We start from the raw sequence: 25,045 nt of genomic DNA on the forward strand, positions 1-25,045 counted from the left end.
TATGTTTGCTTTGATTGATGCTGCGTTATCGCGTGCACGTACGATGCTCACCTTGTTGGTGATGATTTTGATTGCTGGTGTGATCACCTACATTACGATTCCTAAAGAATCGAGTCCAGACATCACCATCCCTATTATCTATGTTTCGGTAGGTCACCAAGGCATTTCGCCAACTGATGCGGAGCGCTTATTAGTTCGCCCAATAGAGCAAGAGCTGCGTTCGATTGAAGGCGTAAAAGAAATGACCGCGGTTGCTTCAGAAGGCCATGCCTCGGTTACGCTTGAATTTAGTGTCGGTGTTGATCTGGCTGAAGCAATGGCAGATGTGCGTGACGCCGTCGATCTTGCCAAACCTAAATTGCCTGAAGACAGTGATGAGCCAACAGTAAATGAAGTGACGTTCGCATCAGAAGAGCCTGTCCTCACTTTGGTTCTGTATGGCACCGTCCCTGAGCGCACAACAGTACAAATTGCTCGAGCACTGCGTGACAAGCTAGAAAGCTACCGTCAGGTGCTTGAAGTTGATATTGCCGGTGATCGTGAAGACATTGTTGAGATCGTGGTCGATCCGCTGTTGATGGAAAACTATGGTCTGGATCAAGCAGACATCTACAACTTGATTGCTCTCAATAACCGAGTTGTGGCAGCGGGTTTCGTGGATACTGGCTATGGCCGTTTTTCAGTCAAAGTTCCTTCCGTATTTGATTCTCTCAAAGACGTATTAGAGTTACCGATTAAGGTAAACGGCAAAGAAGTGATTACTTTTGGCGATGTGGCGACTGTGCGCCGAGCCTTCCGTGATCCTGAAAGCTTTGCTCGCTTGGATGGTGACCCTGCTGTTGTATTGAATGTGAAAAAGCGTGCTGGCGAGAATATCATTGAAACGGTGGAACTCGTTAAACAGGTTCTGACTGAAGCGCAAAAGCGAGCGGATTGGCCAAACAACTTGCAGGTCAAATATACGTGGGATCAGTCCGATGACGTCAAATTGATGCTCAATGACCTACAAAACAACATCCTTTCCGCGATTATCTTAGTGGTTATCGTCATTATCGCGATACTTGGTGTGCGGACCGCTCTCTTGGTGGGGATCTCTATTCCTGGCTCATTCCTTACCGGCTTATTAGTGCTTTCGGTGTTTGGCTTAACGGTCAACATTGTGGTGCTATTCGCGCTGATCATGGCCGTAGGTATGCTGGTGGATGGCGCTATCGTGGTGACCGAATTTGCTGATAGGCGGATGCAAGAAGGTACGCCACGCAAAGAAGCGTATCGGGACGCGGCAAAACGAATGGCGTGGCCTATTACCGCCTCGACGGCAACGACCCTTGCTGCGTTTGCTCCGCTATTGTTCTGGCCGGATATTACTGGCGAGTTCATGAAGTATCTGCCGCTAACATTGATCGCAACGCTCACCGCTTCGTTGATGATGGCGCTGCTTTTTGTTCCGGTTATTGGTGGGATTATTGGTAAGCCACAAGTGGTTAACCCTAAAAGCCAGCAAGAGATGATTGATCTTCATAATGGCGAGTTTGATAAGGCTACTGGTATTACCAAGCTCTACTATCAAACGCTCTCGGTCGCTATCAAGCATCCACTTAAAGTTCTGTTCAGTGCCATACTACTCGCTGGTGGTGTCGGCTTTACTTATAACAAAGCAGGACTAGGGGCAGAGTTCTTCCCAGAAGTGGACCCCGCTTTCTTTACCGTCAAGGTGCGTTCTTACGGCGATTTATCGATCAACGAAAAAGATGTCGTGATGAAAGAGATTGAAAAAGTCATGTTAGGGCATGATGAATTTGAGAGTGTCTATACGCGCACCGGAACGGATTCAAATGATGGTGATGAGATTGGCCAGATTCAAATAACGCCCGTCGATTGGCAATATCGTCGCAAAGTGAAAGACATCATTGAAGAACTCAAACAAACCACTAACCAATTCTCGGGTGTTGAGCTGGAGTACAAGTTTCCCGATGCAGGGCCACCGGTTGAACACGATCTTGTGATTGAAATGTCGGCGCAAAACTCAAGCATTGACCAGTTAGACAGTGCAGCCAAAATGGTTCGTTACTGGGCTGATCGTAATCCTGCTTTAACTAACTTGAGTGATACAACCAATAAAGAAGGGATTGATTGGCAGATTGATATCCGCAGAGACGATGCCTCTCGCTTTGCTGCTGATGCAACTTTGGTTGGTAATACTGTCCAGTTCGTTACCAATGGTTTGAAGATTGGCGACTATTTGCCAGATGATGCCGATGAAGAAGTCGATATCTTAGTGCGCTACCCACAAGATAAGCGGGATATCGGACGTTTTGACCAGTTACGTGTAAAAACGGCGGCAGGTTTAGTGCCGATCACAAACTTTGCGCAGATTAAACCAGATCATAAGCAAGATACGATTCGCCGTGTTGATGGTCGTCGTGTAGTGAGCATAAAAGCTGATATGGTTGAGGGTTATAACCTTGCCCTTGAATTGCCCAAGATAACCGCAGAAGTAGAGCAGTTGGGCTTGCCTGCTGGTATTGAGTTTAAAATTCGCGGGCAAAACGAGGAACAAGAAAACTCTTCTGCGTTTTTACAAAGTGCTTTCATGGTTGCACTTGGCGTGATGGCTTTGATCCTGATTACTCAATTTAATAGCTTCTACCAAGCCTTTTTGATTTTAAGCGCAGTGCTGTTTTCTACCGTTGGCGTGTTTGCTGGCTTGCTTATTTTCCAGAAGCCTTTCGGTATTATTATGTCGGGTATTGGGGTGATCGCATTGGCTGGTATTGTGGTGAACAACAATATCGTATTAATTGATACCTATAACCAAATGCGCAAGCGTGGGTTAGAAAAATCAGACGCAATTCTACGTACGGGCGTACAGCGCCTGCGTCCAGTGTTACTGACCACAGTCACTACTATCCTGGGTTTGCTGCCAATGGTGCTAGAGATGAACATCGACTTAGTTAACCAGAAGATTGAATTTGGTGCGCCAAGCACGCAGTGGTGGTCTCAATTGGCTACAGCCGTTGCGGGTGGTTTGGCTTTTGCGACGGTGCTGACCTTGGTACTGACACCGTGTCTGTTGATGCTTGGCCGTGCACACAATATTGATGAACCAGACCCCGAAACAAAAGAGGCAGCTTAGGCTGCCTCTTTGTCATTGTTCAATTTAAATCGTTTTAGCTACTTCATCGCGAGTAATTTACTGTAGCGATCCAGCTTAGCCATACTGATCTTTGCGTTCGCCAAGAATGTTTGTTTTGCTTTACCGGTCAGAGATTTCGACTGCGGTAAGTTTACCGTTCTTGGGTTTTTATGAACGCCGTTAACCAAGAATTCGTAGTGCAAGTGTGGACCAGTTACACGGCCAGTACCACCCAACGTACCGATGGTTTGACCTTGCTTAACGCGTTGTCCCGTTTTTACTGTTCGCTTAGTTAAGTGTAAGTATTTAGTAATGTAGGTATTGCTGTGTTTAATAAACACGTAGTTACCATTGAATTTGTTGTACGCTGATTTTTGCACAACACCATTACCCGCAGCCCAAATTGGTGTGCCTACAGGCGCGGCATAATCGGTACCTCTGTGAGGGCGAACTCTCCCGGTAACTGGGTGTAAGCGACGAGGATTAAAGTTAGAGGTAACACGACGGAAATCCAAAGGTGCTCGTAAGAAGGCTTTCTTCATAGCTCGGCCATTTTCATCGTAGTACTTACCGCTCTTCTCATCTAAGATTGCGGTAAAGGTGTCACCTTGGTTGTGAAAGATTGCAGCAATGATTTTTCCGCGTCCAATCACTTCACCTTCAACCACTTCCTCTTGGTAAAGCACGCGGAAGGTATCGTTTTTACGAATGTCCAACGCAAAGTCGATATCCCAACCAAAAATTCCCGCCAGTTCCATAATTTGGTTTGCATTCAAACCGGATGAAATCCCCGCATTCCAGAAGTTGGATTTGATTGTTGCTTCAGCGTAGTTGTATTGGTAATCGACTTCTTTTTTGTCCACCTCAGAAACGTATTTGCCACCTTGCAGTTTAATGCGGAACGTTTCGAAGGCATTGAGTGTGCGTTTTAGTTGAATAAAGTCGTTATTTTCATCAAAGCCAAATTGCAGCCTGTCGCCAGGACGTAGTCGAGTGAGTTGCTCTTTGATTTCTTTATCTGAAGTAATCAGTTCATGCAGAAGGCGAGGAGATAAACCGACGCGGTTGAAAAGTACAGCGGCACTTTCACCATTTTTGACTTTGTATGTTTCCCAGCGCAAAACAGAAGGAAGAGTAGAAGAAGTGCTGCGCTCGGGTGATTCCACAGAAATCGGTACCGAGTAATGCTCACCGACTTTGAGTCGGCTTTGCTGTGGATCGAGGTCTTGCGGATCGGGTAAGAAAAACAGCGCGACGATGATCAGCGCACTAAAAAAACCGATCAGTACTTTGTGCAAGAGCGGTAGTCGGACAAAAATCGAATGCATGAGGTACTTGATTACTAAATTAAACGTAAAAATTGACAACTACCTAGTCTAACGTGTTTCAAAATGCATCGCTATTCAAGTAAGATGTTCAGCTATTATATTTTTGCCAAATCTGTGGGAGTGAACAAGAATGGCGAGCATTGAAGCTGCATTAGCCGAGATTAAGCGCGGTGTTGAAGAGCTGATTCCAGAAGAAGAGCTGATCGCAAAACTAAAAGAAGGTCGTCCTCTACGTATTAAATTGGGCGCCGATCCAACAGCACCTGACATTCACCTAGGCCATACGGTTATTTTCAATAAGCTTCGCTTGTTCCAAGAACTAGGTCATGAAGTGACGTTCCTAATCGGTGACTTCACTGCAATGGTTGGTGACCCAACAGGTAAGAACTCAACTCGTCCACCGCTAAGCCGTGAAGATGTTCTGCGTAACGCTGAAACGTACAAAGAGCAGGTGTTCAAAATCCTAGAACCAGCTAAGACAAAAATTCAGTTCAACTCTGAGTGGCTATCTGAGCTTGGCGCAGAAGGTATGATTCGCCTTGCAGCGAACCAAACCGTTGCTCGTATGCTAGAACGTGATGACTTTAAAAAGCGTTACGCTGGTGGCCAGCCAATCGCTATTCATGAGTTCATGTACCCACTACTTCAAGGTTGGGACTCAGTAGCAATGGAAACAGATGTTGAGCTTGGTGGTACTGACCAGAAGTTCAACCTACTAATGGGTCGTGAACTGCAAAAATCTCACGGTCAAAAACCTCAAGTTGTACTGATGATGCCGCTTCTAGTAGGTCTAGATGGTGAGAAGAAGATGTCTAAGTCTTCTGGTAACTACATTGGTATCAGCGAAGCTCCAAGCGAAATGTTTGGTAAGATCATGTCTATTTCTGACGTTCTAATGTGGAGCTACTACGAGCTACTGTCTTTCCGTCCATTGGAAGAAATTGCACAGTTTAAAGCTGACGTAGAAGCGGGTAAGAACCCTCGCGATATTAAAGTTCTGCTAGCGAAAGAAATCATTGCTCGTTTCCACAGTGAAGCGGATGCAGATGCAGCAGAGCAAGAGTTCGTGAACCGTTTTGCTAAGAACCAAATTCCTGACGAAATGCCAGAGTTTGATTTTGAGGCTGGCACGCCAGTAGCAAACCTACTGAAAGAAGCGGGTCTATGTGCTTCAACTTCTGAAGCAATGCGCATGGTTAAGCAAGGTGCTGCTAAGATTGAAGGCGAGAAAGTTGCTGATGCGAAGTTTGCTCCTGAAGTAGGCACTTACGTATTCCAAGTAGGTAAACGTAAATTCGCACGTATTACTATCAAGTAATCCATAACTGCCCAAAATGAAAGCGCCCACTGGGCGCTTTTTTTTGTATGAAAATTTGGTGAATCCACAGAGATTGACTGTAAAAGTGACACATTTTTGCTACTATACGCGCGCTGCTAGGTGAGCAGCTTTATCGGAGATTTACATGAACAATACCGACCATCCTCCCAGTTGTTGGGTGAGTAAGATTAAGGGAGCGAAATAACCCGCTTCGGTATTGGCGATCTCCGCCTTACCTGAGTGGTGAGGCATCTTTTCTAATTTTTCCTTCTTGTTATTTCCTTTCATAAATTCTGAATAGACAGTGCTTTGGCATTGATGTTTTCGCATATCCAGTGTTTCTAATACACGCATGGACTGTGCTGAAGGCTTTTTGCGTGCGTTGTCGATGGTCGTTACCAATGCCAATCGGGAGATTCGCCATGACGGTAATGAACAACACTTTTATTGAAACAACACCAAACTTTTCTGAAGTAGAAATTGGTGCCGCTCGTAATGCGTTTTTGCGATACGAGCAAGAGCAGCAACTGCATTTACTCACCATTATGCCTATCGATGAGGCGGTTGGTATTTTGCAGCACTGTTCAGTTGGCTATGTAAATAGCTTGATTGCTCAACTTGAACAAGCTGGGCATGACAAACGTGCTCGTCACTATGCTCACCAGTTAGGTCTGCATATGTCTGAGGTTGATACACCAGACGGTTATCTTTCTACGAGCGTGCTAGGGCATGTGAAGCAGCGTATTGGCTGGATCGTTGCTCTTGCGTTACTTGGGATTGTGTCTGGCTTAATCATTGCTCAATATGAAGACACATTGAGCCAACTCGTTTTGCTGGCGGTTTACATGCCGGTGATCGCAGCCGCTGGTGGTAATACAGGAACTCAAGCCGCAACTTTGGTGATTCGTGCTCTTGCAACAGGGGAGCTCAAGAAGCGTCAATGGTTGGAGGTTTTGTGGAAAGAAAGCCGTGTAGCTCTGTTTATTGCGCTAGCGATTGCTATCGTGATGGTCGGCCGCATCATGTTATTCAGTGGGGGGCAATCGACAGGAGGCTTTGCGATTGAGGATATCGCGTTGGCAATTGCCGTCGCGCTGTTTATTCAGGTGACTATTTCAACCACGCTTGGCGGATTACTTCCTATTATTGCTCGAGCTTGTAAACTGGACCCAGCCGTTTTGGTGAGCCCAGTCTTAGCATCGATTGTCGATATTTCAGGGATGTGGATCTACTTTACCGTGGTGAACTACTTCTTAGGCATTGCCTGACTGAAACTCACAATGTCTTGGTAGAACAACTTCTCAAACTGCGTAATAGGGGGGACGACAGGCTTGTTATCGTCCCTCTTTTCTGGAAAGTAGTCCGATACAAACTGAACAAATAAAGTATTTGGTTTTCCGTTCTTATCTAATCCATAGCCTGCCATGTTATAGGTTCCGTACAGCGAACCGCTCTTCGCTATCAACTGACCTTTGATCGGCGCTTTGCGCATACTTTTACGGTATTGCAAAGTGCCCGACTCACCAGACTTCGGCATAATTGCGATCAGGTTAAGCTCCTTCTCATGCTGCCAAATGTAACGCAAAATGGCCGCCATAGAAGTGGCTGAAATTCGGTTATTGCGTGATAAGCCAGAGCCGTCTTCCAGTCTTGCATTACGAATATCGACACCGGTATTCGCAAAGATGATTTGTTTGATGGCTTCTGTACCGTTAGTAAAGCTTCCTTGTTGAACAAAAAACTTCGCACCAAGAGTTTTAGTCAGTGTATCTGCAATCAAGTTGTCAGAGCGTTTGAGCATTTGGTCTAAAAGTTGTGGCAACGGTTTAGATTTATGTACTGCAAGCAACTTACGCTGCTTTTCTGGTGCTTTACCAATTCGAATATTGCCTTTTAATGAGATACCAACTTGCTTGAGTAACTTTTGTACTTTTTGGCTGGTATAGCGTTCAGGATCTTGCACAGCAAATTTAAGAGGAAGCGGTTTGTCGCCTCGGTCAACCAGACAGCCAGTCAGTTCGTATTGGTTGTCTGGGTTAGCTATTAGGTCTAAATCACAGTGACGGCTCTTCTGAACGCTTCTAGAGACGGTTTGAACACTGGTTTTTACGTTTATTGGTTGGTGTTCTGGCACGTAGACGCGAGTAGAACCATTTTTCTGCGTGTAGATAGAAGCTTGGACACAGTTATCATTCAACGTAATCGCAGAAGCTGGGGCACTGTAGCAAACCCCCAGAATATCCCATGGCCAACCTACAGCACGGTTATAACCAGTAAAAGCGCTGTTATCTAACCAAAGGTCGCCTTTGATTTGACTCAAACCATTTTTCTTGGCTCGTGTCAGCATGGTCTTTAGATCTTGAGTCAGTAGCGTTGGATCCCCTGAAAAAGTAAGTACCGCGTCTGAGTTTGAGCTCTCTAAGGTGGTGCGAAACGCAAAGCTGTTTCCCAGTTCAAGTTTTGCCGCTAATGCAGTGACGACTTTTAGCGTGCTGGCTGGTGGGAAATACTGATCGGTTGGATGAATACCTGTTAGCTCACTTTGGTCATTGAGTTTTTCAGCAATCAAGCTGACACGAGAGCCTTCTGGCAAAACCTCTTGATGAGGATAAGCCATTGATGTGAGTGGAACGAGACTAGAAAAAAGTAATAAAGACCAACGTAAGCGCATAATGACAGTTCGTGAGGTTAGTTATGCAATTGAGTATATACCGAAAAATTGCAGAATTCTGGATATAAAAAATGCCCGCGTTGTGCGGGCATTTTATCTTCAAGTCGTAAGACTGAATTAGAAGTCGTAACGTAGACCTAGAGCTAGCTCGTCTTCTGCGTCAGCTTTAGTAGCTTTGTAGTTAGAAGCAGTAGTTGAGCCCATTGAATCGCCAGCATCAATTAGGTTGAAGTTGTACGATACGTAGCCACGGAAGTTAGGCTTGAAGTAGTAAGACGCGTCAACAGCGAAGTTGTTTGCAGACGTTTCGCCGTTAGTTTCTGCGTTGTTGTATGTAGAAGTGAACACAGTTTGACCTAGAGTGTAAGCACCTGCTAGCTCGTAACCTGTGTAATCTACAGTGTTCTTGAATGTTGCTTCTTTTTCACCGTCAGTGAATACACCAGCGAAGTATAGGTCGCTCATAGTGTAAGAAGCAGCAAGCATGTATTCGTTAGCGTCAGCTTGATCTGCGTAACCAGCACCTAGGTCAAGACCAGTGTCGCCTAGTGTGTAGATTGCAGATAGAGAGTAGCCATCTTCGCCGTTGTCTTTGTATTCGCCGTTGTCTTCTATCAAATAGAACTATAATTCTCATAATATTATTCATATGATACTGATTTTAAAGCGATTATAATTAGTATGCATAACCTTTAGGCATACTATTCAAAATTCCCACCTACCTTTCGAAGTCTCCGCAATAAGTTGGCTAGATTTCCAATAAATTAGAAAATTCGACAATATTTTGAACAACCTAATAGCACTGTATATGTAACCCATTGTTTTTAATGACTAATGCAAATGGCGTGATTTTTGCGAAGTAGAGGCATTATTGGCTTAACTTGGGTTAAATCGTGTCATACAAAGTTCTCCCGCTTTCGGAATTGATGTCCCATGAATTCGGGTTGATAGAGGGCAACTTCCACAACCTCGCGGAAGCAGATGTCGTCTCTGCTATTCCTGCTCATCTTACCTTTGAGCAGCTAAAACAACACCTCCACGAGGGTAAGCTCGTACTCGTGAGTGATACACCTCAAATTCCCGCACTTCTGAGTTACAACGACCCAATTGGTCCTAAAACATGGCGCCTAAACTCTGAGGTTATCTCTGCATTTTCGGATGATGCGACTAAGGAATTGTTAGCAAAGACTAAAATCCCCAGAGCAACGGGAGGGTACAGCACACGTATTGTAGAGACCGCGACACTCGAACGAGCTTACACGCCGCAGCCAATAGCAACCGAAAGTGAAGAGGAGATCACCAAGGAATTCGAGTACAGCTTCGAAGTTGGCTGCTCGGATGCCACCATAAAGAAAATGGTGCACAGTGACTTTGCTTTAGCGAAAACTGAAAAAGAGAACGCGGTAACCCGCTGGGAGCAAGCCAATACCGAGCAAGGTACCCGCTACACAGCGTTATGTGTGTTTGATGAGCCAAAGCGTTTAAATATCCACATCGCCGATGACAATCTCGGGCTGACGCCACTGGAAGCCGTCACACTACAAAAAGCTGGCAGCCATAAAACTGAGGAAGGTTTTATACCTGTCGTTCCGGCTGTACGATTGGGCGAACGCCTAGGCTTGCCGACAGAGGGCTATTACTACCACTTTAATGATGGTGAACTGGTCCAAGAGTACAAAATTCTCGGACAAGAAAAGTGGGCGTTTTACGCTACGCGATCGACACAAGACAAGCTCAATAATGAGCGTGGTTTTACCAAAGACCAAAGCGCTATATTGGTGTATTGGAAGTTGGCCAACCAAGTCCTTGAGAACCAATTCATCATTTATCTTGAGCGCCAAATCACACGAGAAGAGCTCGATAACCTCAGTGAAGATTGGCTGAGCGAAAACGGGATAAAGTTGGATATTCCTGCACTGTTTGATGCAGCTAAACAGCCGGAAGAAGCACGCGTAGAAGATAACAACGATGAGACGGAAGCAGAACAAACCGCAGCAACGCACATCGTAGTTGCGGGGGAAACCTGGCAGAGCATAGCTGAACAGTATGGTATGGGAGCTAAAGCCTTGCTCTCGCTTAACCCAGTGTTTGAGGCCGACCCTCTATCACTCGCAATTGGTGATGAAATTGTTGTTGCAGAAGCACAGCAAAAACAAGCACCGGACAAAAAGGACACCTTTCCGCCACTGCGCCCACAAACTTACAACAACATCCGCAACAGCCATTATCAGCACAGCGACGCATTACTTTGGCTAACCACCCATAGAGCCATCAACGCTGCCGATTTCGTCGAAGGTGATGTCGCCATCCTTAACTTAAAAGACGCCACAAGCTCGCTCGTGTTCGCTAAATCCTGCACCAGGCCAGAAGGGTGTATTGAAATTGGTGACCAACAAGAGTCAATCAGTAACTTCGGCCCTTGGTCATTCTTCTTTGCGCAAGCGAATGCAAATCCTGCCGCTGTCATACCCGCCATTCAAGCAACACAAGCACAAATGGCCATGGGAAGTTCCGCAGCTGTCGCCGGCTCACCAGAGCAAACGCAACAAACCCAAACCGCGGCGATGCAGTTGGATAAACTGGCAGGTACATTGAAAGATAAAATCGTTGAGGGCTACCGCTGGCAAGTAGAAGGCATTGGCGCCTTGTTTGCCATGCAGCAAAGCTTGTTTGGCGATAACACCCAATACACAGACCAAGATTTACGCCAGGTGACCACGGCGCAAAGCCGCGTTCGTGTCCACATTACCGAGCCCCAAGATGGAGAGTTTTACCCGCACGTGCAGGGCTATCATGTAGACGACACGCGCATCCCCATCAAATACGTGAAACAGGGAAATAATGGCCAACTGTCCGTTGCGATTGAAAAGAACGGACCAACCATCTATTGGACACCAGAAGAAAACGGTGAAGCAAGTTGGCAAAGCACGCCCGATCATAGTGATGGCTTTGAAAAAGACGATATACTGGTCACGCCAATCCACTCGGATAGCGATGCTAACGTCACGGTTACGCCTGCGCCAGAAGAGAAAGACTGGCGTGATGCGATCTTGGTATTCCCGGAAAGCTCAGGTATTGCTCCGCTCTATGTGGTTTACAAAGAAAGCCCGAGGGATAAGCCCGGAGTCGTTACCGGGAAAGGCGAAGATATCTTTGGCATTTGGTTGGCAGGTGCAGGTAAGGACTTAGGAGCCCCAATACCCTCTCAAATAGCTGATAAGCTGAGAGGAAAAGAATTCAGCAGCTTTGATGCGTTTCGAAAAGCATTCTGGTTAGAGGTATCTAAAGACAGCGATTTAAAGGGACAATTTAATGCACAAAACCAAATTCGAATCGGGTTAGGGAAGGCTCCTAAAGCAAGAAGTCGAGATAAAGTAGGAAAGAGAAAATCTTTTGAGCTACATCATGTAGATGAAGTGCAGAATGGTGGCAAGGTTTACGATTTAGATAATTTAAAAGTGACCACACCCAAAAATCATATTGATATTCATAGAGGTATGAAGTGAGTAAAAAAAGTATAACGGACTACAACGAAGCTGAGTTCTTGCGCTTTGTCGAAGATATTTTTAAAGAGAATGCATCAGATTCAGATGAAGTCCTTGACGAACTGCTTGATATTTTTGAGGAAATAACCGAGCATCCTGCGGGTTCAGACTTAATTTACTACCCAGAGAACCCGGGTGAGGATACGCCTGAAGGGATAGTAAAAATAGTGAAAGATTGGCGTGTTAGCCAGGGGCTTCCCTGCTTCAAAGAGTAAGGAGTAAAGGCGTCATCGTGACGCCTTTTGAAAGTCAACTAAAACTCAGTACTGGCTTCAGCAGGTTTATTACCTAAATTTAAGTGTGCCCAGTCACTTTCATCTGAATAGTCTTTTCCCCGAGCTTTAACATCACACATCTCGAATTCACCCAGACCAGCTTCACCAATTACTAACGGATGTTTAACTTCAAAGTCTACGTGAATTGTATCCCCAGAAAACGGTTTGTCAGGGTGACTATCTCCTGAAAGATTACAAGAGTAACGAATGTAGAGCCCTTCACCATTTACCCACCGATATCCTGTTCTTTCTAAATCGTCTAGTTGGTCAAAACAATCAACGTTCGTAGTGGCTGTTTCTGAACTTCCTGCGTCAGAATTAACAATGTCTCCAATCAAGTCGGCATCCCAAAGTTCATTGATCGCTTCTTCAGCTACACTGTCTAAGTCTTGTAACTGCAATGAATATTGATCCAACGTCATTTGGATATGTTCGAACAACCAGCTTGAGTCATAATCTTCTTCATTTTCTGATTCGACTACATTATTCAAACAATCAAATAAAGTTTCCGAGTCGTACGAGAGGTACTTTATCTTTTTTATGTTCTTGGCTGTGAATGATGCATCGTTGATCAATTGGTCAAAATCTTTGTAGCCGAAGGTTGCAGCGATGATTTCTGACAAATGGAATAACGAGTATCGTCTTTCATCATCACTCAAGCTATCCGAAAGGGTATTCATGAATTGATATACAAATGGCAATCGGAGAGTGATTAGTTCGTTTTCATGTTCAGCTTTGCTTCTCTCAAAAGCAAACGCAGCTTTCTTTGCTTCTTGCGCTTTTTTAGCTTCTTTACGTGCCAAAGCTTCGTTATTGAGTCTCAACTCTTTAGCTTTTTCTTGCGCCTCAAGGTACTTCTCTTCAATTAGTTTCTTTCTGGCTTCAGAGGCGGCAGCTTGCTCTTGCAGCATTTTAGTTCTGGCAACTGAGTTTTCAATCTCAGCTCGCACTTCATCTTCCGCGACCTTATCTTGTAAGTTGGCCTTTGCTGTCGCTTTCACTAATCGACCACGATCTAATTCTTTATCAACATCTTGGTCTACTTTGTGACCATATCTTAGTTTTTCACTATGTTTTTGGATTTGCTGAATAGTTAGATGCAAGTAAGGAGAAATAAGTAGATAGGAGCAAGATAGAATTAATGGCCACCACAAAGTATCCCACACATTGTTATGTCCAATAGAAAGCCATTCAACGGAGTTTTTGAAAACGGAGACACGACTATCAACACTTTGACGCCCAAAAAATAACAGAGCTAATTTATCCCAGTTAAAAATGCCCCATGACACAATAAAAGCCCCGAAAAATGGACTTGTGATCCGGCTATTTACATTGCTACTAACTGACTCAAAGAGTTCCTTTACAGTTTCACTCACTCTAAAAACCACCAATAAACGTATCGACAAACCCTTTAAACTTTTCAGCCAAGCGTCCAACAATTTTCTTACGCTGTAATATTGTCGGCTTTGTTTGCAGTGTTCCTGCGAAATCATCACGTAGTGGCATCTCTTCACTAAGCTCATAACGGTTAACCAGAATCTCTAGCTTCTCAGTATCTAGATTTTCCTCATTAGCCATGCTTTCTAGTGCTTTACGTTTCTCTTTTTCCCAGAAAAACTCAAACTCTTCTTCAACATCGGCGTGTGCCGGGATACCTTCGAGGTGATCATTCATGAACTTCTCGATAAGAGCCTTTTTACTAAGAAGCGTTGGATCTGACCCGATTAGGTTGGCGATAACCTGACGTTTACGAGCCTTCTCTTCCGTACTTTCCTCTTCGTGTAGCTCTCGCAGTAAGTGAAGGATGTAACCGACATTCACTTCATCTCGGTGCATCAACTCAAGTTCAAAGTCGACATCATCCAATATCGAAACTTTCTCTTTAGTTGAGTTCTCACGCAACTGGCGATTCAAGTCAGCGTATTTACTGGTGAAGTCCTGAAACTCTTGCTCGCTCATCTCAGTGGCATCCATGTCGAAGTCAGCAAAGTTACCAAGCATGTTTTTTAAACGCATCAGTTCGCGGAACTGTCTGACAAACCACGCTTGTGCCTCTTCATCTGGCAAGCTATCGACTGAATCTACCGTTGGCGTGATCGAAATGAGTGCGGCATATGCCTTATCAAAATCGGCCATCAGATCATCGTATGATGGCATTTCAATCACTTCGGTCGGCTGCTTATTGGAGAACATTTTGAAAGCATCATCAGCCGCAGTTTTGAGATTGCGGAAACACACCACATTACCGTGAGACTTGGTTTCATCCAGCAGGCGATTAGTGCGCGAAAAGGCTTGAATCAACCCGTGGTGTTTCAGGCTCTTATCGACATACAGGGTATTTAGCCTTGGAGCATCAAAGCCAGTCAGGAACATGTTGACTACCAAAAGAATATCGATCTCTTTGGCTTTCACTCGCTTAGAGATGTTCTTGTAGTAGTTATAGAAAGACTCGCTATCTTTGGTTGTATAGTTTGTGCCGAACATCTTGTTGTAGTCGCCGATGAAAGACTCAAGCTTATCTCGGCTGTGCAGTTTTACAGCATCTCCATCATTAAGATACTTCGCTGCGACTTCTTGAATCTCTACCGCATCACCATTACCTAGCTCGTACTCTTCCTCTTCATTGGCTTCATAGCTAAAAATGGTCGCAACTTTAAGGTTGTGTTTACCTTCCGCTTTCTTCTTAGCAAGCAACTCGTAGTATTGGATCAGCTCTGGTACACCAGATACACAGAACATTGCGTTGTAATCGCGACTGTGTGTCTTTCTTCGGTGATGAGCAATAATGTAGTCGGTAATCTTATCAAGACGCGCAGGAGAGCTTAAAAGCTCTTTGGTGTCGATATCTTCAACTTCAATATCAAGGTTGTTGTTCGAGCCATCTTTGTATTGATAGCGCCCCACATACTCGATGGCAAACTTAAGAACGTTATTGTCACGAATGGCATCAACGATCACATAAGGGTGTAAACATTCGCCAAAAAGGTCTTTTGTGGTTTTCTTTATGGACTTTTTAGCCACTGCGTTTTTAGCAAAGATTGGCGTTCCCGTAAAACCAAACAACTGAGCCCCTTGGAAGAACTGGGTAATATTCTGGTGTGTATCACCAAACTGGCTTCGGTGGCACTCATCGAAGATAAAGATAATACGTTTATCTCTCAGTGCTTCCATCTCACTTAGGTAGCGCTTTTTAGTCACCACATTATTGAGTTTTTGCAGCGTAGTGACGACAAGTTTGTTGTTGCGATTTTCGTTAATCTTTTTGCCTTTGATTGGCTTATCGATTAGCTGGTGAAACAGCATGTTGGTATTGTCTGTGCTATCGACACAACCTTTGGCAAAAGCATTAAATTCTAACGCTGTTTGGTAATCGAGGTCTTTACGGTCAACAACAAAAACGACTTTATCGACTTCACTTAATGAAGTCATAATCTGTGCAGCTTTAAAAGATGTCAGCGTTTTGCCAGAACCCGTGGTGTGCCATATGTAACCGTTCAAGTCTGTAGTTCTGACTTGCTTAATGATCTCTTCCACCGCATAGAACTGATACGGACGCAGCACCATTAAGAACTTTCCTGTCTCGTTCAAGACAATGTACTTAGTCAGCATCGCTGTTAAATGCGGTGTTGTTAGGAAAGCACTAGCAAAGCTCGGAAGTTGACTGATTTTCTTATTATCAAAATCCGTCCAATCAAAAGTTTGCTTAGCGGACATCTCGCTATTATTGGAGAAATACTGTGTATTAACCCCATTTGAAATCACGAACAGTTGAACATAATTGAACAGACCGTGGTTGGCATGATACGAGTGCTTTTGATAGCGTTTAACTTGATTGAATGCTTCTTTTAGCTCTATGCCACGTCGCTTGAGTTCGATTTGCACTAAAGGAAGACCATTTACCAATACCGTCACATCATATCGGTTGGTATAGATACCCTTCACCGTTATTTGCTGGGCAACCTGAAACTTGTTTTTACTGGCTTCATCAAACAACAGAGTTAGATGTCGGCTGTCACCATTATCCAAGGTGACATCAAGCTGATCACGCAATGTCTTCGCTTTGGTGAAGATATTGCCCTTCTCTAGCTTACCCAATACCTGACGAAACTCAGTATCCGAAAGCGTGCATTCATTCACTTTCTCAAGTTGAGCCTTTAGGTTAGCTTCAAGCGCAGTATTGTCTCTAGGCGCAATAACTTCAAAACCTTGAGTGCCAAGCTGAGCAATTAAGTTATCTTCTAATTGTTGTTCTGATTGATAAGCCATTTGACGATTTAATATCCTTGAGTGCTTTCATGTACAGCTCTAGCAGACAGAGCTATACATTAAGAAATTACACAAACATCTGTTGAAGTAAGCCTTTTTTAAACTGCTTGGTTTGTTCTATCTGCTCTGCAACGCCCTCAATTTTGAGATCGATAGTTTTTAAGAAACGAGCTATTTTTTTCTGTTCATCAGAGCACGGACATGGGCATGAAAGTGCCATCAAGTCTGCACTTGATATATTCATTCGATCATGCCTTGCACCAAAGTTAGCAACACTATGCATGTACTTATGCCATGTTGTCCCTTTAAAAAAGTACTCCATGAAATCTAGACAAACTTTCGAATTGAAGCGAAAAACAGAGTACAGCGGAGACATCACTCCTTGTTCAATTTTGTTTCTACCAATTGGACCAACAGGCGCTAACTCAGATATTCTCGGGTTATAAACAAAATCATTAATATCAACCACACAATAGTTGTCGGTATTATCCCCTTTCGCTATATCTTTTTCAAAATAGTCCTGTTGAGAAATTATCCCATACTTTGCTGAATTCGTTAGTACAGCCTTTACTAACCTACCTTTATTTTTAGTCGTTATTTTTGATGCTAATTGGCTCAGAGGTTTCTCTTCCCAATCAGGAAACGCATTGCCATTTTCATCTTTAAAGCGAATTTGCTGGCTAAAAATCTGCTGCATTACACCTTTTTTGTATTCTTTGAGTAAGCGTTGCCTTTCGGTTAATTGGCTGATTTTAGTATCGACGGAAGTTAAGAAGTCAGCGATTTTTTGTTGTACTTCAAGTTTTGGCGAATGTAATTGAATACCTAAGAAACTTGGCTGTGAAATATTTTTCATGCTGCCACTTGTACCTGTAGCTAGCTCTTTTAATCGAAACTTGATTTTGGGCGTTGTAAGGTAATTGGCTAACCATCGAGGATCGTAGCCGCTTTTAGTCTTTATTGCCCAGAGTCGATCTGGTAAAAATAAGTTTTTATGAGACGATGAAACATACCCAACCTCTCCGACTAATAGTGGAGTATTCATTCGGCTAAAAATTATCGTCCCTGATTCAACCGGTTGCTTTATGCGAGAAAACTCAGAAGCCAGAATGGTTTTGTTTTCACTAGGAATAAAGCGGCCACTTGAGACACAACTAGTTTTAAGTACTCCAAGCTGAGTATCACTAGTTATAGGTGTATCTTCTGAGTTAACACTTACACCTGAAGATATAGACTTTACAGCGTCATTAGTGGTTATAGGGTAATGCGCTTCTTTATCAAACGATAGCATTGGTTCTTTAAAACTCATGCTTTTACCTCAAAAGGAGTATCAATACCTAGTTCTGAACAATACGCTGCAATTGTACTATTTGTATCCAGCATGGCATTATCATTCGTGACTAGCCGCTTTGATACCTCCGCCAAATCTACAATTTCTTCTTCTTCAAAAGTATCCACATAACGAGGGATATTTAGGTTATATTCATTCTCTTTTAAATCAGCAGGGGTTGCTGCAAAAGCGAATTTATCAATCTTTTGACGCTTAGCGACAGCATCTAAAATACGCTGTAAATCCTCTTCGCGCATAAAATTGTTATTAGTGCCTTTCTCAAAATGGTTGCTGGCATCAATAAACAACACATCATCGTCAGCTTTTCGATTTTTCTTTAGTACAAGAACACAAGTAGGGATGGGCGTGCCAAAGAAGATATTAGCAGGTAAACCAATCACCATATCCAGATAGTTTTTCTCTTTGATTAGATGCTTCCGAATATGCCCTTCTGCCGCGCCGCGGAACAACACACCGTGAGGCAATACCACAGCCATCGTTCCTCCATCATCAAGTTGATGAACCATGTGCTGAACAAAAGCAAAATCCGCTTTAGATTTAGGTGCAAGCTTACCGTAGTCAGAAAAACGCTCATTGTTTAGGTGTAAAGGGTTAGCTGACCAACCAGCAGAGAATGGAGGGTTAGCCACTACTGCGCTGAAGCGTTGCTCAATATGCGCTGGAGCTTCTAACGTATCGTCATTCTGAATGTCGAAGCGATTGTAATGAACATCGTGCATGATCATGTTCATACGAGCTAAGTTATAAGTACTTGGGTTTTGCTCTTGCCCGTAGAACTTTAAGTCTGGGTTGTTGGCTTCTTTCGCAACACGCAATAGTAACGAACCAGAACCACACGTTGGATCATAAACAGACTTTAGATTTGGGTTATCAAGTGTCACAAGCTTAGCTAACAGCTTAGAAACCATCTGCGGCGTATAAAACTCGCCAGCTTTTTTACCCGCACCACTGGCGAACATGCCAATGAGATATTCGTAAGCATCACCAAGAATATCAATCTCACTGTTTTCTAAGTGAAAATCAATGTTATCTAGGTGTTCCAATACTTTAGCAATTAGTTTGTTACGAGCATCTGGCGTTTTACCTAGCTTGTTTGATGTTAGGTCGAGTTCATCAAACAGGCCGTTAAAGTCGTCGGCACTGTCTGCTCCCATAGTGCTTTGCTCGATGTCATTCAAAACATCACGCACATCATCAAGAATGAACTCACCATTAGCACCAGCTTCAGCAACCACATGAAACAGCTCTGATGGCTTAAAGAAGTAACCGAGTTTGTCTAGCGCCTCTTCTTGGACTGCCTCTAGGTACTCTTTGCCTTTTTCGCTCTTCTCATCGATTTGCGCGAACTGAATACCATCTTCTGAAAGCAATTCATTAGCGTAGCGATTTAGCTTATCTGAAAGGTATTTGTAGAAGATTAGGCCAAGGATGTAATCACGAAAGTCATCGGCAGACATGTTACCACGAAGGGTGTTGGCGATGTTCCAAAGCTGTTTCTTTAGTTCTTGTTGGTGTTGTTCGACCATTACTTGTGTCCAAATTAATTCGTTTGAGTTTGCTTGGTGTTAGACCACTTCAAGTGATATGACAGCCCATCTAATCCGGGATAGATTGTATAACGGTTTACCCCGTAGCGAGATAAGTCTTTCCTAATCCTTACTTTGGCATTTTTAGGTATGATGAGCTTTGTTAACCCTTTAGGCTCGTATGGTGCCATCAAATTGGTTTGCACTGTGAACAAGCCGCTCTGGGCAATAATTCTTGGTGTTAAATTCGCTGGCATATACTTCCTAACCTCATCTTTTGAGGTCAACTCTAAGGGTTTCATCTGCTTATCCATGTCAAAAGGATCTTTTCTGTCTGTAAGGATATAGACAGCACCGTCTGTATCACTCTCAGATTCAATCGCAAAATACAGAGCGACAAGAGGGTTTCTAGACCAATCCAGTAGACGTGTAGGTAAACCGTGATGCTGTGCGAGTGCAAGCCACTCCCAATCATTACTTGGATTATATTCTAAATGAGGAATAGCTTGTTCTTTAAAGTGTTTGAACAGCCTTTTTTCTGCATTAATGAGCTCATCTTCTTTGTCATACCCCAAACGCATAATAGAAGGCTCTAGCTTATATGCTTTATTTTCAACACCTCGGAACACTGCAAAATCTGGGTTTAGTTTACTTACCGCTCTATGGAAGTCTGCAAAGTTCGAGATATTGGTATGGGGAATAACATCCACATAATCTGAGATTGAGAGTTTAAAGTCATTTTGCTCAATTTCTTTAAGTGAAACTACTTTTGAAAAGCCGCTGTCTGTCTTACGTGCGTCGACTGCCGTCAGTATTTTATCTATCGACTTATCATCAATGAAACGACGCCTATTTTTCTTCTCAAAAAGCTGACTAGCATCTATAAAAAGAACGCCATCACCTTTATTTCGATTTTTCTTGAATATCAGAGCACAAACTGGAATTGAAGTACCTAAGAATAAGTTAGCAGGTAGCCCTATAACTGCATCTAGACAGTTCAGTCCAGCCAATAAGTGACGTCTAATTTCACCTTCGGAACCACCACGAAATAGCACACCATGAGAAACGATGGAAACCATTAAACCATCATCTTTAAGTTGGCAAAGCATATGCTGAATGAAAGCAAAGTCTGCCTTATTTTTCGGAGCTAGCTTTCCATAACGAGCAAAACGTTCATCCCTAAAATGCAAAGGAGAGGGTGACCAGGAGGAAGAAAATGGTGGGTTAGAAACAACCACATCAAACTTTTGGTCTAGATGAGTCGGATCTTCAAGGCTATCACCATGAGCTAAGTCAAAGTCAGCCTGTGGAATACCATGCGAGATGATATTCATGCGTGCCAAGTTATATGTTTCAAAGTTAATCTCTTGTCCATATAACTTCACATCAGAATTGTTAGTTTCAGATGCAACATTCAATAGCATAGAGGCTGAGCCACATGCTGGGTCATAAATCGACTGAATATCATCGCCACCTATTATGACAAGTTTCGACACTAATTTGGAAATCGATTTAGGGGTATAAAACTCCCCACCTCGATTGCCCGCTGCGCCTGCAAACATATTAATCAAGTACTCATAGAAGTCACCCCATGAAATATTTTGATCATCCTGAATATTAAAATCGTTCAAAGCAATCAAAATACTGGCAATGACTCTATTACGCTCTCTGGTTGTTTTGCCTAACTTTGGGGAGTAAAAGTCTATGCTAGTAAACACTCCATCAAAAAGATGTCCCAGTGAACGGTACTCGATCTTTCTAAGGGTATCATCCAACAACTCAGCTATATAATCATCTGTAGTGCTGGCCTGAACCACGTTATGAAATAACTCGGAAGGTCGACAGAAATACCCGAGTTCATGCAAGGCTTCTTCTTGAATATCTTCGATGTAGTTATTGCCTTCTTCATTCAAGTCCTCGATATCACGGAATCGAACTCCCTCACCACGAAGTAACTCATCTGCATATCGTTCAAGCTTCAGAGAAATAAAGAGATAAAAAGTTAACCCTAGAAAATAAACACGGAACTCCTCTGTTCTAATATTTCCACGCAAGGATTCAGAAACACGCCAAATCTTGCTCTTAAGTTCTTGTTTTTGTTTATCGTCCATAGAAGTACAGTTACATATGATGAAGAAGCGCATTGTAACTGAAACTTAAAGCTAACAAGAGTACAGAGATCATTTTTAAACTATGAAGTGGCTAGAAAAGCTGAGATTACGCGCTGCTTAAAAGCTCCCAATCTAAGTTCATCGATTGCACTAAGAGATCCGGTTGAGTTAAGTTCGGTGCTGATAGCACTACTCCAAACCAACTTTGATTTTACTTGTTCTCGATCTTCTAAGAGACCATGACCACTTAAGCAAGTACGTTGAGATTCTGACTCAAACGCTATCAAACTCTCTATTTTCGCAAACATACAAGAGTCAGGAATGTCTTGCTCAATCCGCTCAGAAAATTGAATCAAACTTTGCTCTGCAAAAGTGAACAGCCACGCCTGTTGATTTTCTATTCCATTTACCCGAAGAATACGCCCCAGTACTTGCCTAAAGTACAGCTCAGTTTTCACCGCGCTCATATGACAGCAAACTTGAAGTCGAGGTATATCAGTGCCTTCGCTGATCATTCCAACGCTGACAATCCATTGAGCATCACTTTGACGATAGCGTTCTATTTCAGCTAATGGCTCTTCATGGCGATAAGTAACGATTGATACAGATTGAGAGTACTTTTGAGAGAGTATCTTTTGGATTGCTTGAGCGTGCTGAACAGAAGAGGCCACGACTAAACCTCCCGCATTGGGCGAGAGAGAACGTATTTCTGCAAGCTTGTTACAACCAAGGCCGAGTAAATACTCCATCGCTTCCTGGTTATGTATAACACTTTGATATGAGGTTCTGGTCTGCTTGAGCATTTCTAAGATTGAAGAAAACGACTCCACTTTATCTTCGTTGCTCACAGAGAGATGCTCACTATCAACCAAAACCAACTTTGGAACTCGACAAACCTTGTCTACGATCGCCTGCCTCAAAGTGTATTGGTAATCAACCAAAAGCTTACCTTCTGGATCACTGTATTCGGACATGACTATAGGTAGAGAATCTGAGCGCCACGGAGTCCCTGACATAGCTAACGTATAGGTTGCTAAACCCTGTATCTTGGCTAGCACTTGTTGCCCCCAAACATTTGCATTTTCAAAGTCAGATCCAGAGCAGTGATGAATTTCATCAAAGACAACAAACACTCGATGATTACGTAACGTCTGCCAAAACTCGTCGTTGAGAAATTGGATTGATTGATATGTTAGCGATTGCCCAATAGAGCCTAGGCCACCATTAAAAGTGCAATTCAGAGTCTGAGAAAAAGTTCTTTTGATTCCATCAGCTACCGTTAAAGATGGAGAAAAACATAACACAAGGTCGATCAAATCATCACAAAGTAGTCTTGATGCAACTGTTGCCGCAAGTACGGTTTTTCCGGCTCCCGGTGTCGCTTGGCAGAAAAAGTGTTGGTGCTTTGCTCTAAATTTCTGGATAGCTTTTGCAGCGCACTCTGTCTGCCACTGTCTTAGCACGGTTGGCTCCCCTCTGAGAGAGTATTAAGGAGGTTCGTTAATCCATTTATTTTGCCAAGCAAGTGCGCTGAACGTTCTCTTGCTTGCTGTAACAATGGGGTTAATCGATTCTCTAGCTCAGGGAAACGGCATCTTAGTGATTGATATTCATCGATTTCACCAAGTACGATCTCTAATTCGCCTTTATATTCATTACTCTCACGAAGCAAAATCGAGTAGTCTGGAGAACATTCTTTTCTTAAAACTTCACGTTTGGCTTTTTTTCGAGGCACTGTCTGAAGTTCTCTAAATTGTTCGGTTTGAAAGTACTTTTTGTTTCTTCCTTTACCTTCACTTCGCAGCCAACCCCTTTGTTGATATTGCCATATTTGGCGATAAACCTTCTTCCGAGCCTCATCAGAGTTCTGTGTACCTTCTTCAAGTTTCAATGAAGCATCTCTCACCTCAACGACAGAAAACCCGTCCATTTCATCTTCAACCAACAACTTATGCATTACTGCACTGATTCTTATAGAACGTTTCATTTCCCGCCCACACACAAAACTAAGGATTGCTTAGTATACAGAAATGAATAAAACTAAGAAAATCTTAGTTAATATAGGTTTTCACAAATGAACCGAAAATGTCATTTACTAGCCCAATCCCAGCGCGACTTAAAAAAGCACGCAAAAAAGCCAAACTCTCCCAGAAAGCCTTGGGGGTGCGAATAGGTATGGATGAGGGTTCGGCAAGTGCCAGAATGAATCAGTATGAGAAAGCAAAACACGCTCCAGACATACAGACTCTAAAGCTCATTGCTAACGAGCTAGGCGTCCCTTTGAACTATTTCTTTTGTGAGGAAGAAAGCTCTGCCAAGTTGGCCTGCCTGATTGCAAAATTGAGTGAAGAAGAGAGGCAAGAGCTTATCAATAAGTTGAGCGGTTCCGAAGAGAGTTAAGGTTTGTTGTAGCTAATAGAGTTAACGAACCATTCTTTGTCACCTTCAGGTGTGCGTACCGTTACTTCGTCATCTACTTCCTTCTTCAACAATGCTCTCGCCATTGGTGAATCAATTGAGATGTAGTCTTTTGCGCCGCCATAAATTTCCTCAGGACCAACAATTCTGAATGTCTTAACATCACCGGCTTCATTCTCAATCTCAACCCAAGCTCCGAAGAAGACCTTTCCTTCTTGTTGAGGAGAGTAGTCAACAATGGTCACTTCAGGCAGAAACTTACGAAGAAAGCGCACACGACGGTCTATTTGACGAAGTAAGCGTTTGTTGAAGGTGTAGTCAGCGTTTTCCGAGCGATCACCCAAACTAGCTGCCCATGTGACGATTTTGGTAATCTCTGGACGCTTCTCATTCCACAGATGGTCATGTTCCGCTTTGAGTTTGTTATAACCTTCTCTGGTGATTAGTTTTGTTTTCACTTCTACAATCCAAGTTATTTATAAGTTCTGTAAAGCCTTTTTGATTGCATCCAAAGTTGCGACAGGGAAAAAAGACTTTTGAGTATCAGTCGAAACTATACTGCCATTTTTTCCAAGCTCCAATTGGTGTCTGCGTAAAAACTCACTAGAAATGAGGTACTCCAATGCGCTTCGCTCCAGCTCAGTGAGCTTGATAGACGCAAAGGACACATCAACATTATCGAACACTTCAATGACCTGATTGATAGGCACTACTTCATTAAGTAGTCGTTCCGCTTCCTTTTTTTGAGCATAGAGAATATTGGCTTGAAGCTTAACGACTGGATCGTCTAGTTCATCAATCCAAGCGTGCATCTTACCTTTTGAAGTGCTTCGCGCCGACCTTGGTTGGTCTTTTGCTGAAGAGTTGAAACTAGCAATTAAGGTTCGGTACGATTCTCCCGTCTTGTTCCGGATACTTTGTGCAGCTGGAACACCTCGCCCTTTTCCAAGTCGAGCTATCGTTGAATAACTAAAGTCGTTCAATCCGCGTTCTTGTTGTTCCTTGCATATGGTAAACACGGCCTCTAATGAGTTCTGTACCCGAGATGACGCTTTCTTTTTTAGCTGACTCAGTACTTGCTCAGGGGTAATTTCTGACAT

The 25,045-nt window shown here is 43.3% G+C and carries 18 protein-coding genes and 1 pseudogene; 6 read left to right on the forward strand and 13 right to left on the reverse strand.

All coding sequences use genetic code 11. The annotated features are described in order from the left end of the window. Position 1 precedes the first annotated feature (1 nt). Entirely contained in the window at positions 2–3,136 is a 3,135-nt protein-coding gene (locus KHO06_RS04095; protein WP_212582134.1) for an efflux RND transporter permease subunit, read from the forward strand. A gap of 38 nt (positions 3,137–3,174) precedes the next feature. Here the strand turns inward: KHO06_RS04095 and KHO06_RS04100 are convergent, their stop codons facing one another. Next, on the reverse strand, positions 3,175–4,464 hold the full coding sequence (locus KHO06_RS04100) for a peptidoglycan DD-metalloendopeptidase family protein (protein WP_077200223.1): 1,290 nt from the start codon (positions 4,462–4,464) through the stop codon (positions 3,175–3,177). 130 nt (positions 4,465–4,594) lie between these two features. On the opposite strand from KHO06_RS04100, the gene tyrS reads away from it, so the two are divergent. Beyond that, on the forward strand, positions 4,595–5,782 hold the full coding sequence (gene tyrS, locus KHO06_RS04105; RefSeq protein WP_212582135.1) for a tyrosine--tRNA ligase: 1,188 nt from the start codon (positions 4,595–4,597) through the stop codon (positions 5,780–5,782). A 141-nt stretch (positions 5,783–5,923) separates the two neighbouring features. Here tyrS and KHO06_RS04110 read toward each other — a convergent pair whose 3' ends face one another. Then, the gene (locus tag KHO06_RS04110; protein ID WP_033002327.1) at positions 5,924–6,190 is read right to left on the reverse strand and encodes a hypothetical protein; all 267 of its coding nucleotides are present in this window, start codon (positions 6,188–6,190) and stop codon (positions 5,924–5,926) included. Between the two features lie 14 nt (positions 6,191–6,204). Here KHO06_RS04110 and KHO06_RS04115 point away from each other — a divergent pair, with 14 nt between their 5' ends. Further along, a complete protein-coding gene (locus tag KHO06_RS04115) occupies positions 6,205–7,050 on the forward strand; it encodes a magnesium transporter (protein ID WP_045369761.1) in 846 nt (281 codons plus the stop codon). On the opposite strand, the gene dacB is transcribed toward KHO06_RS04115, so the two are convergent. Further along, a complete protein-coding gene (gene dacB, locus KHO06_RS04120) occupies positions 7,029–8,453 on the reverse strand; it encodes a serine-type D-Ala-D-Ala carboxypeptidase (RefSeq protein ID WP_212582136.1) in 1,425 nt (474 codons plus the stop codon). The two genes, KHO06_RS04115 and dacB, sit on opposite strands and share 22 nt — an antisense overlap. A 117-nt stretch (positions 8,454–8,570) precedes the next feature. Continuing rightward, positions 8,571–9,065: pseudogene (locus tag KHO06_RS04125) on the reverse strand (porin); the annotation flags it as partial. A gap of 314 nt (positions 9,066–9,379) precedes the next feature. Here KHO06_RS04125 and KHO06_RS04130 point away from each other — a divergent pair. Then, positions 9,380–11,959 (forward strand): S-type pyocin domain-containing protein, encoded by a 2,580-nt coding sequence (locus tag KHO06_RS04130; protein WP_212581959.1) that lies wholly within the window; start codon positions 9,380–9,382, stop codon positions 11,957–11,959. Continuing rightward, on the forward strand, positions 11,956–12,213 hold the full coding sequence (locus tag KHO06_RS04135; RefSeq protein WP_212581958.1) for a bacteriocin immunity protein: 258 nt from the start codon (positions 11,956–11,958) through the stop codon (positions 12,211–12,213). Before KHO06_RS04130 ends, KHO06_RS04135 begins: the two co-directional genes overlap by 4 nt. A gap of 38 nt (positions 12,214–12,251) precedes the next feature. On the opposite strand, the gene KHO06_RS04140 is transcribed toward KHO06_RS04135, so the two are convergent. From KHO06_RS04140 to KHO06_RS04170, 7 genes are all read right to left on the reverse strand, one after another. Further along, positions 12,252–13,649, reverse strand: coding sequence for a hypothetical protein (locus tag KHO06_RS04140; protein ID WP_212581957.1), 1,398 nt, complete (start codon positions 13,647–13,649; stop codon positions 12,252–12,254). Position 13,650: 1 nt separating this feature from the next. Continuing rightward, positions 13,651–16,539 carry a type I restriction endonuclease subunit R gene (locus KHO06_RS04145; protein WP_212581956.1) on the reverse strand — a complete coding sequence of 963 codons (2,889 nt, stop codon included), beginning with the start codon at positions 16,537–16,539 and terminating at the stop codon, positions 13,651–13,653. A 67-nt stretch (positions 16,540–16,606) separates the two neighbouring features. Beyond that, positions 16,607–17,848 (reverse strand): restriction endonuclease subunit S, encoded by a 1,242-nt coding sequence (locus tag KHO06_RS04150; RefSeq protein WP_212581955.1) that lies wholly within the window; start codon positions 17,846–17,848, stop codon positions 16,607–16,609. Then, a complete protein-coding gene (locus KHO06_RS04155; RefSeq protein WP_212581954.1) occupies positions 17,845–19,416 on the reverse strand; it encodes a type I restriction-modification system subunit M in 1,572 nt (523 codons plus the stop codon). The genes KHO06_RS04150 and KHO06_RS04155 overlap by 4 nt, the downstream gene beginning before the upstream one ends. Before the next feature lie 14 nt (positions 19,417–19,430). Beyond that, positions 19,431–21,527 carry a type I restriction-modification system subunit M gene (locus tag KHO06_RS04160; RefSeq protein WP_212581953.1) on the reverse strand — a complete coding sequence of 699 codons (2,097 nt, stop codon included), beginning with the start codon at positions 21,525–21,527 and terminating at the stop codon, positions 19,431–19,433. Positions 21,528–21,607: 80 nt separating this feature from the next. Then, positions 21,608–22,990 carry a DEAD/DEAH box helicase family protein gene (locus KHO06_RS04165; RefSeq protein WP_212581952.1) on the reverse strand — a complete coding sequence of 461 codons (1,383 nt, stop codon included), beginning with the start codon at positions 22,988–22,990 and terminating at the stop codon, positions 21,608–21,610. Further along, positions 22,984–23,514: a hypothetical protein gene (locus tag KHO06_RS04170; protein WP_212581951.1), complete on the reverse strand. Its 531-nt coding sequence runs from the start codon at positions 23,512–23,514 to the stop codon at positions 22,984–22,986. The genes KHO06_RS04165 and KHO06_RS04170 overlap by 7 nt, the downstream gene beginning before the upstream one ends. 98 nt (positions 23,515–23,612) lie before the next feature. On the opposite strand from KHO06_RS04170, the gene KHO06_RS04175 reads away from it, so the two are divergent. Next, positions 23,613–23,927 carry a helix-turn-helix transcriptional regulator gene (locus KHO06_RS04175; protein WP_212581950.1) on the forward strand — a complete coding sequence of 105 codons (315 nt, stop codon included), beginning with the start codon at positions 23,613–23,615 and terminating at the stop codon, positions 23,925–23,927. On the opposite strand, the gene greB is transcribed toward KHO06_RS04175, so the two are convergent. Then, the gene (gene greB / locus KHO06_RS04180; RefSeq protein ID WP_042604367.1) at positions 23,924–24,403 is read right to left on the reverse strand and encodes a transcription elongation factor GreB; all 480 of its coding nucleotides are present in this window, start codon (positions 24,401–24,403) and stop codon (positions 23,924–23,926) included. The genes KHO06_RS04175 and greB overlap by 4 nt on opposite strands. An 18-nt stretch (positions 24,404–24,421) precedes the next feature. Further along, positions 24,422–25,045: a gamma-mobile-trio protein GmtX gene (gmtX, locus tag KHO06_RS04185; protein ID WP_212581949.1), complete on the reverse strand. Its 624-nt coding sequence runs from the start codon at positions 25,043–25,045 to the stop codon at positions 24,422–24,424.

This window comes from Vibrio sp. B1FIG11 (assembly GCF_905175335.1).
Classification (GTDB): domain Bacteria; phylum Pseudomonadota; class Gammaproteobacteria; order Enterobacterales; family Vibrionaceae; genus Vibrio; species Vibrio campbellii.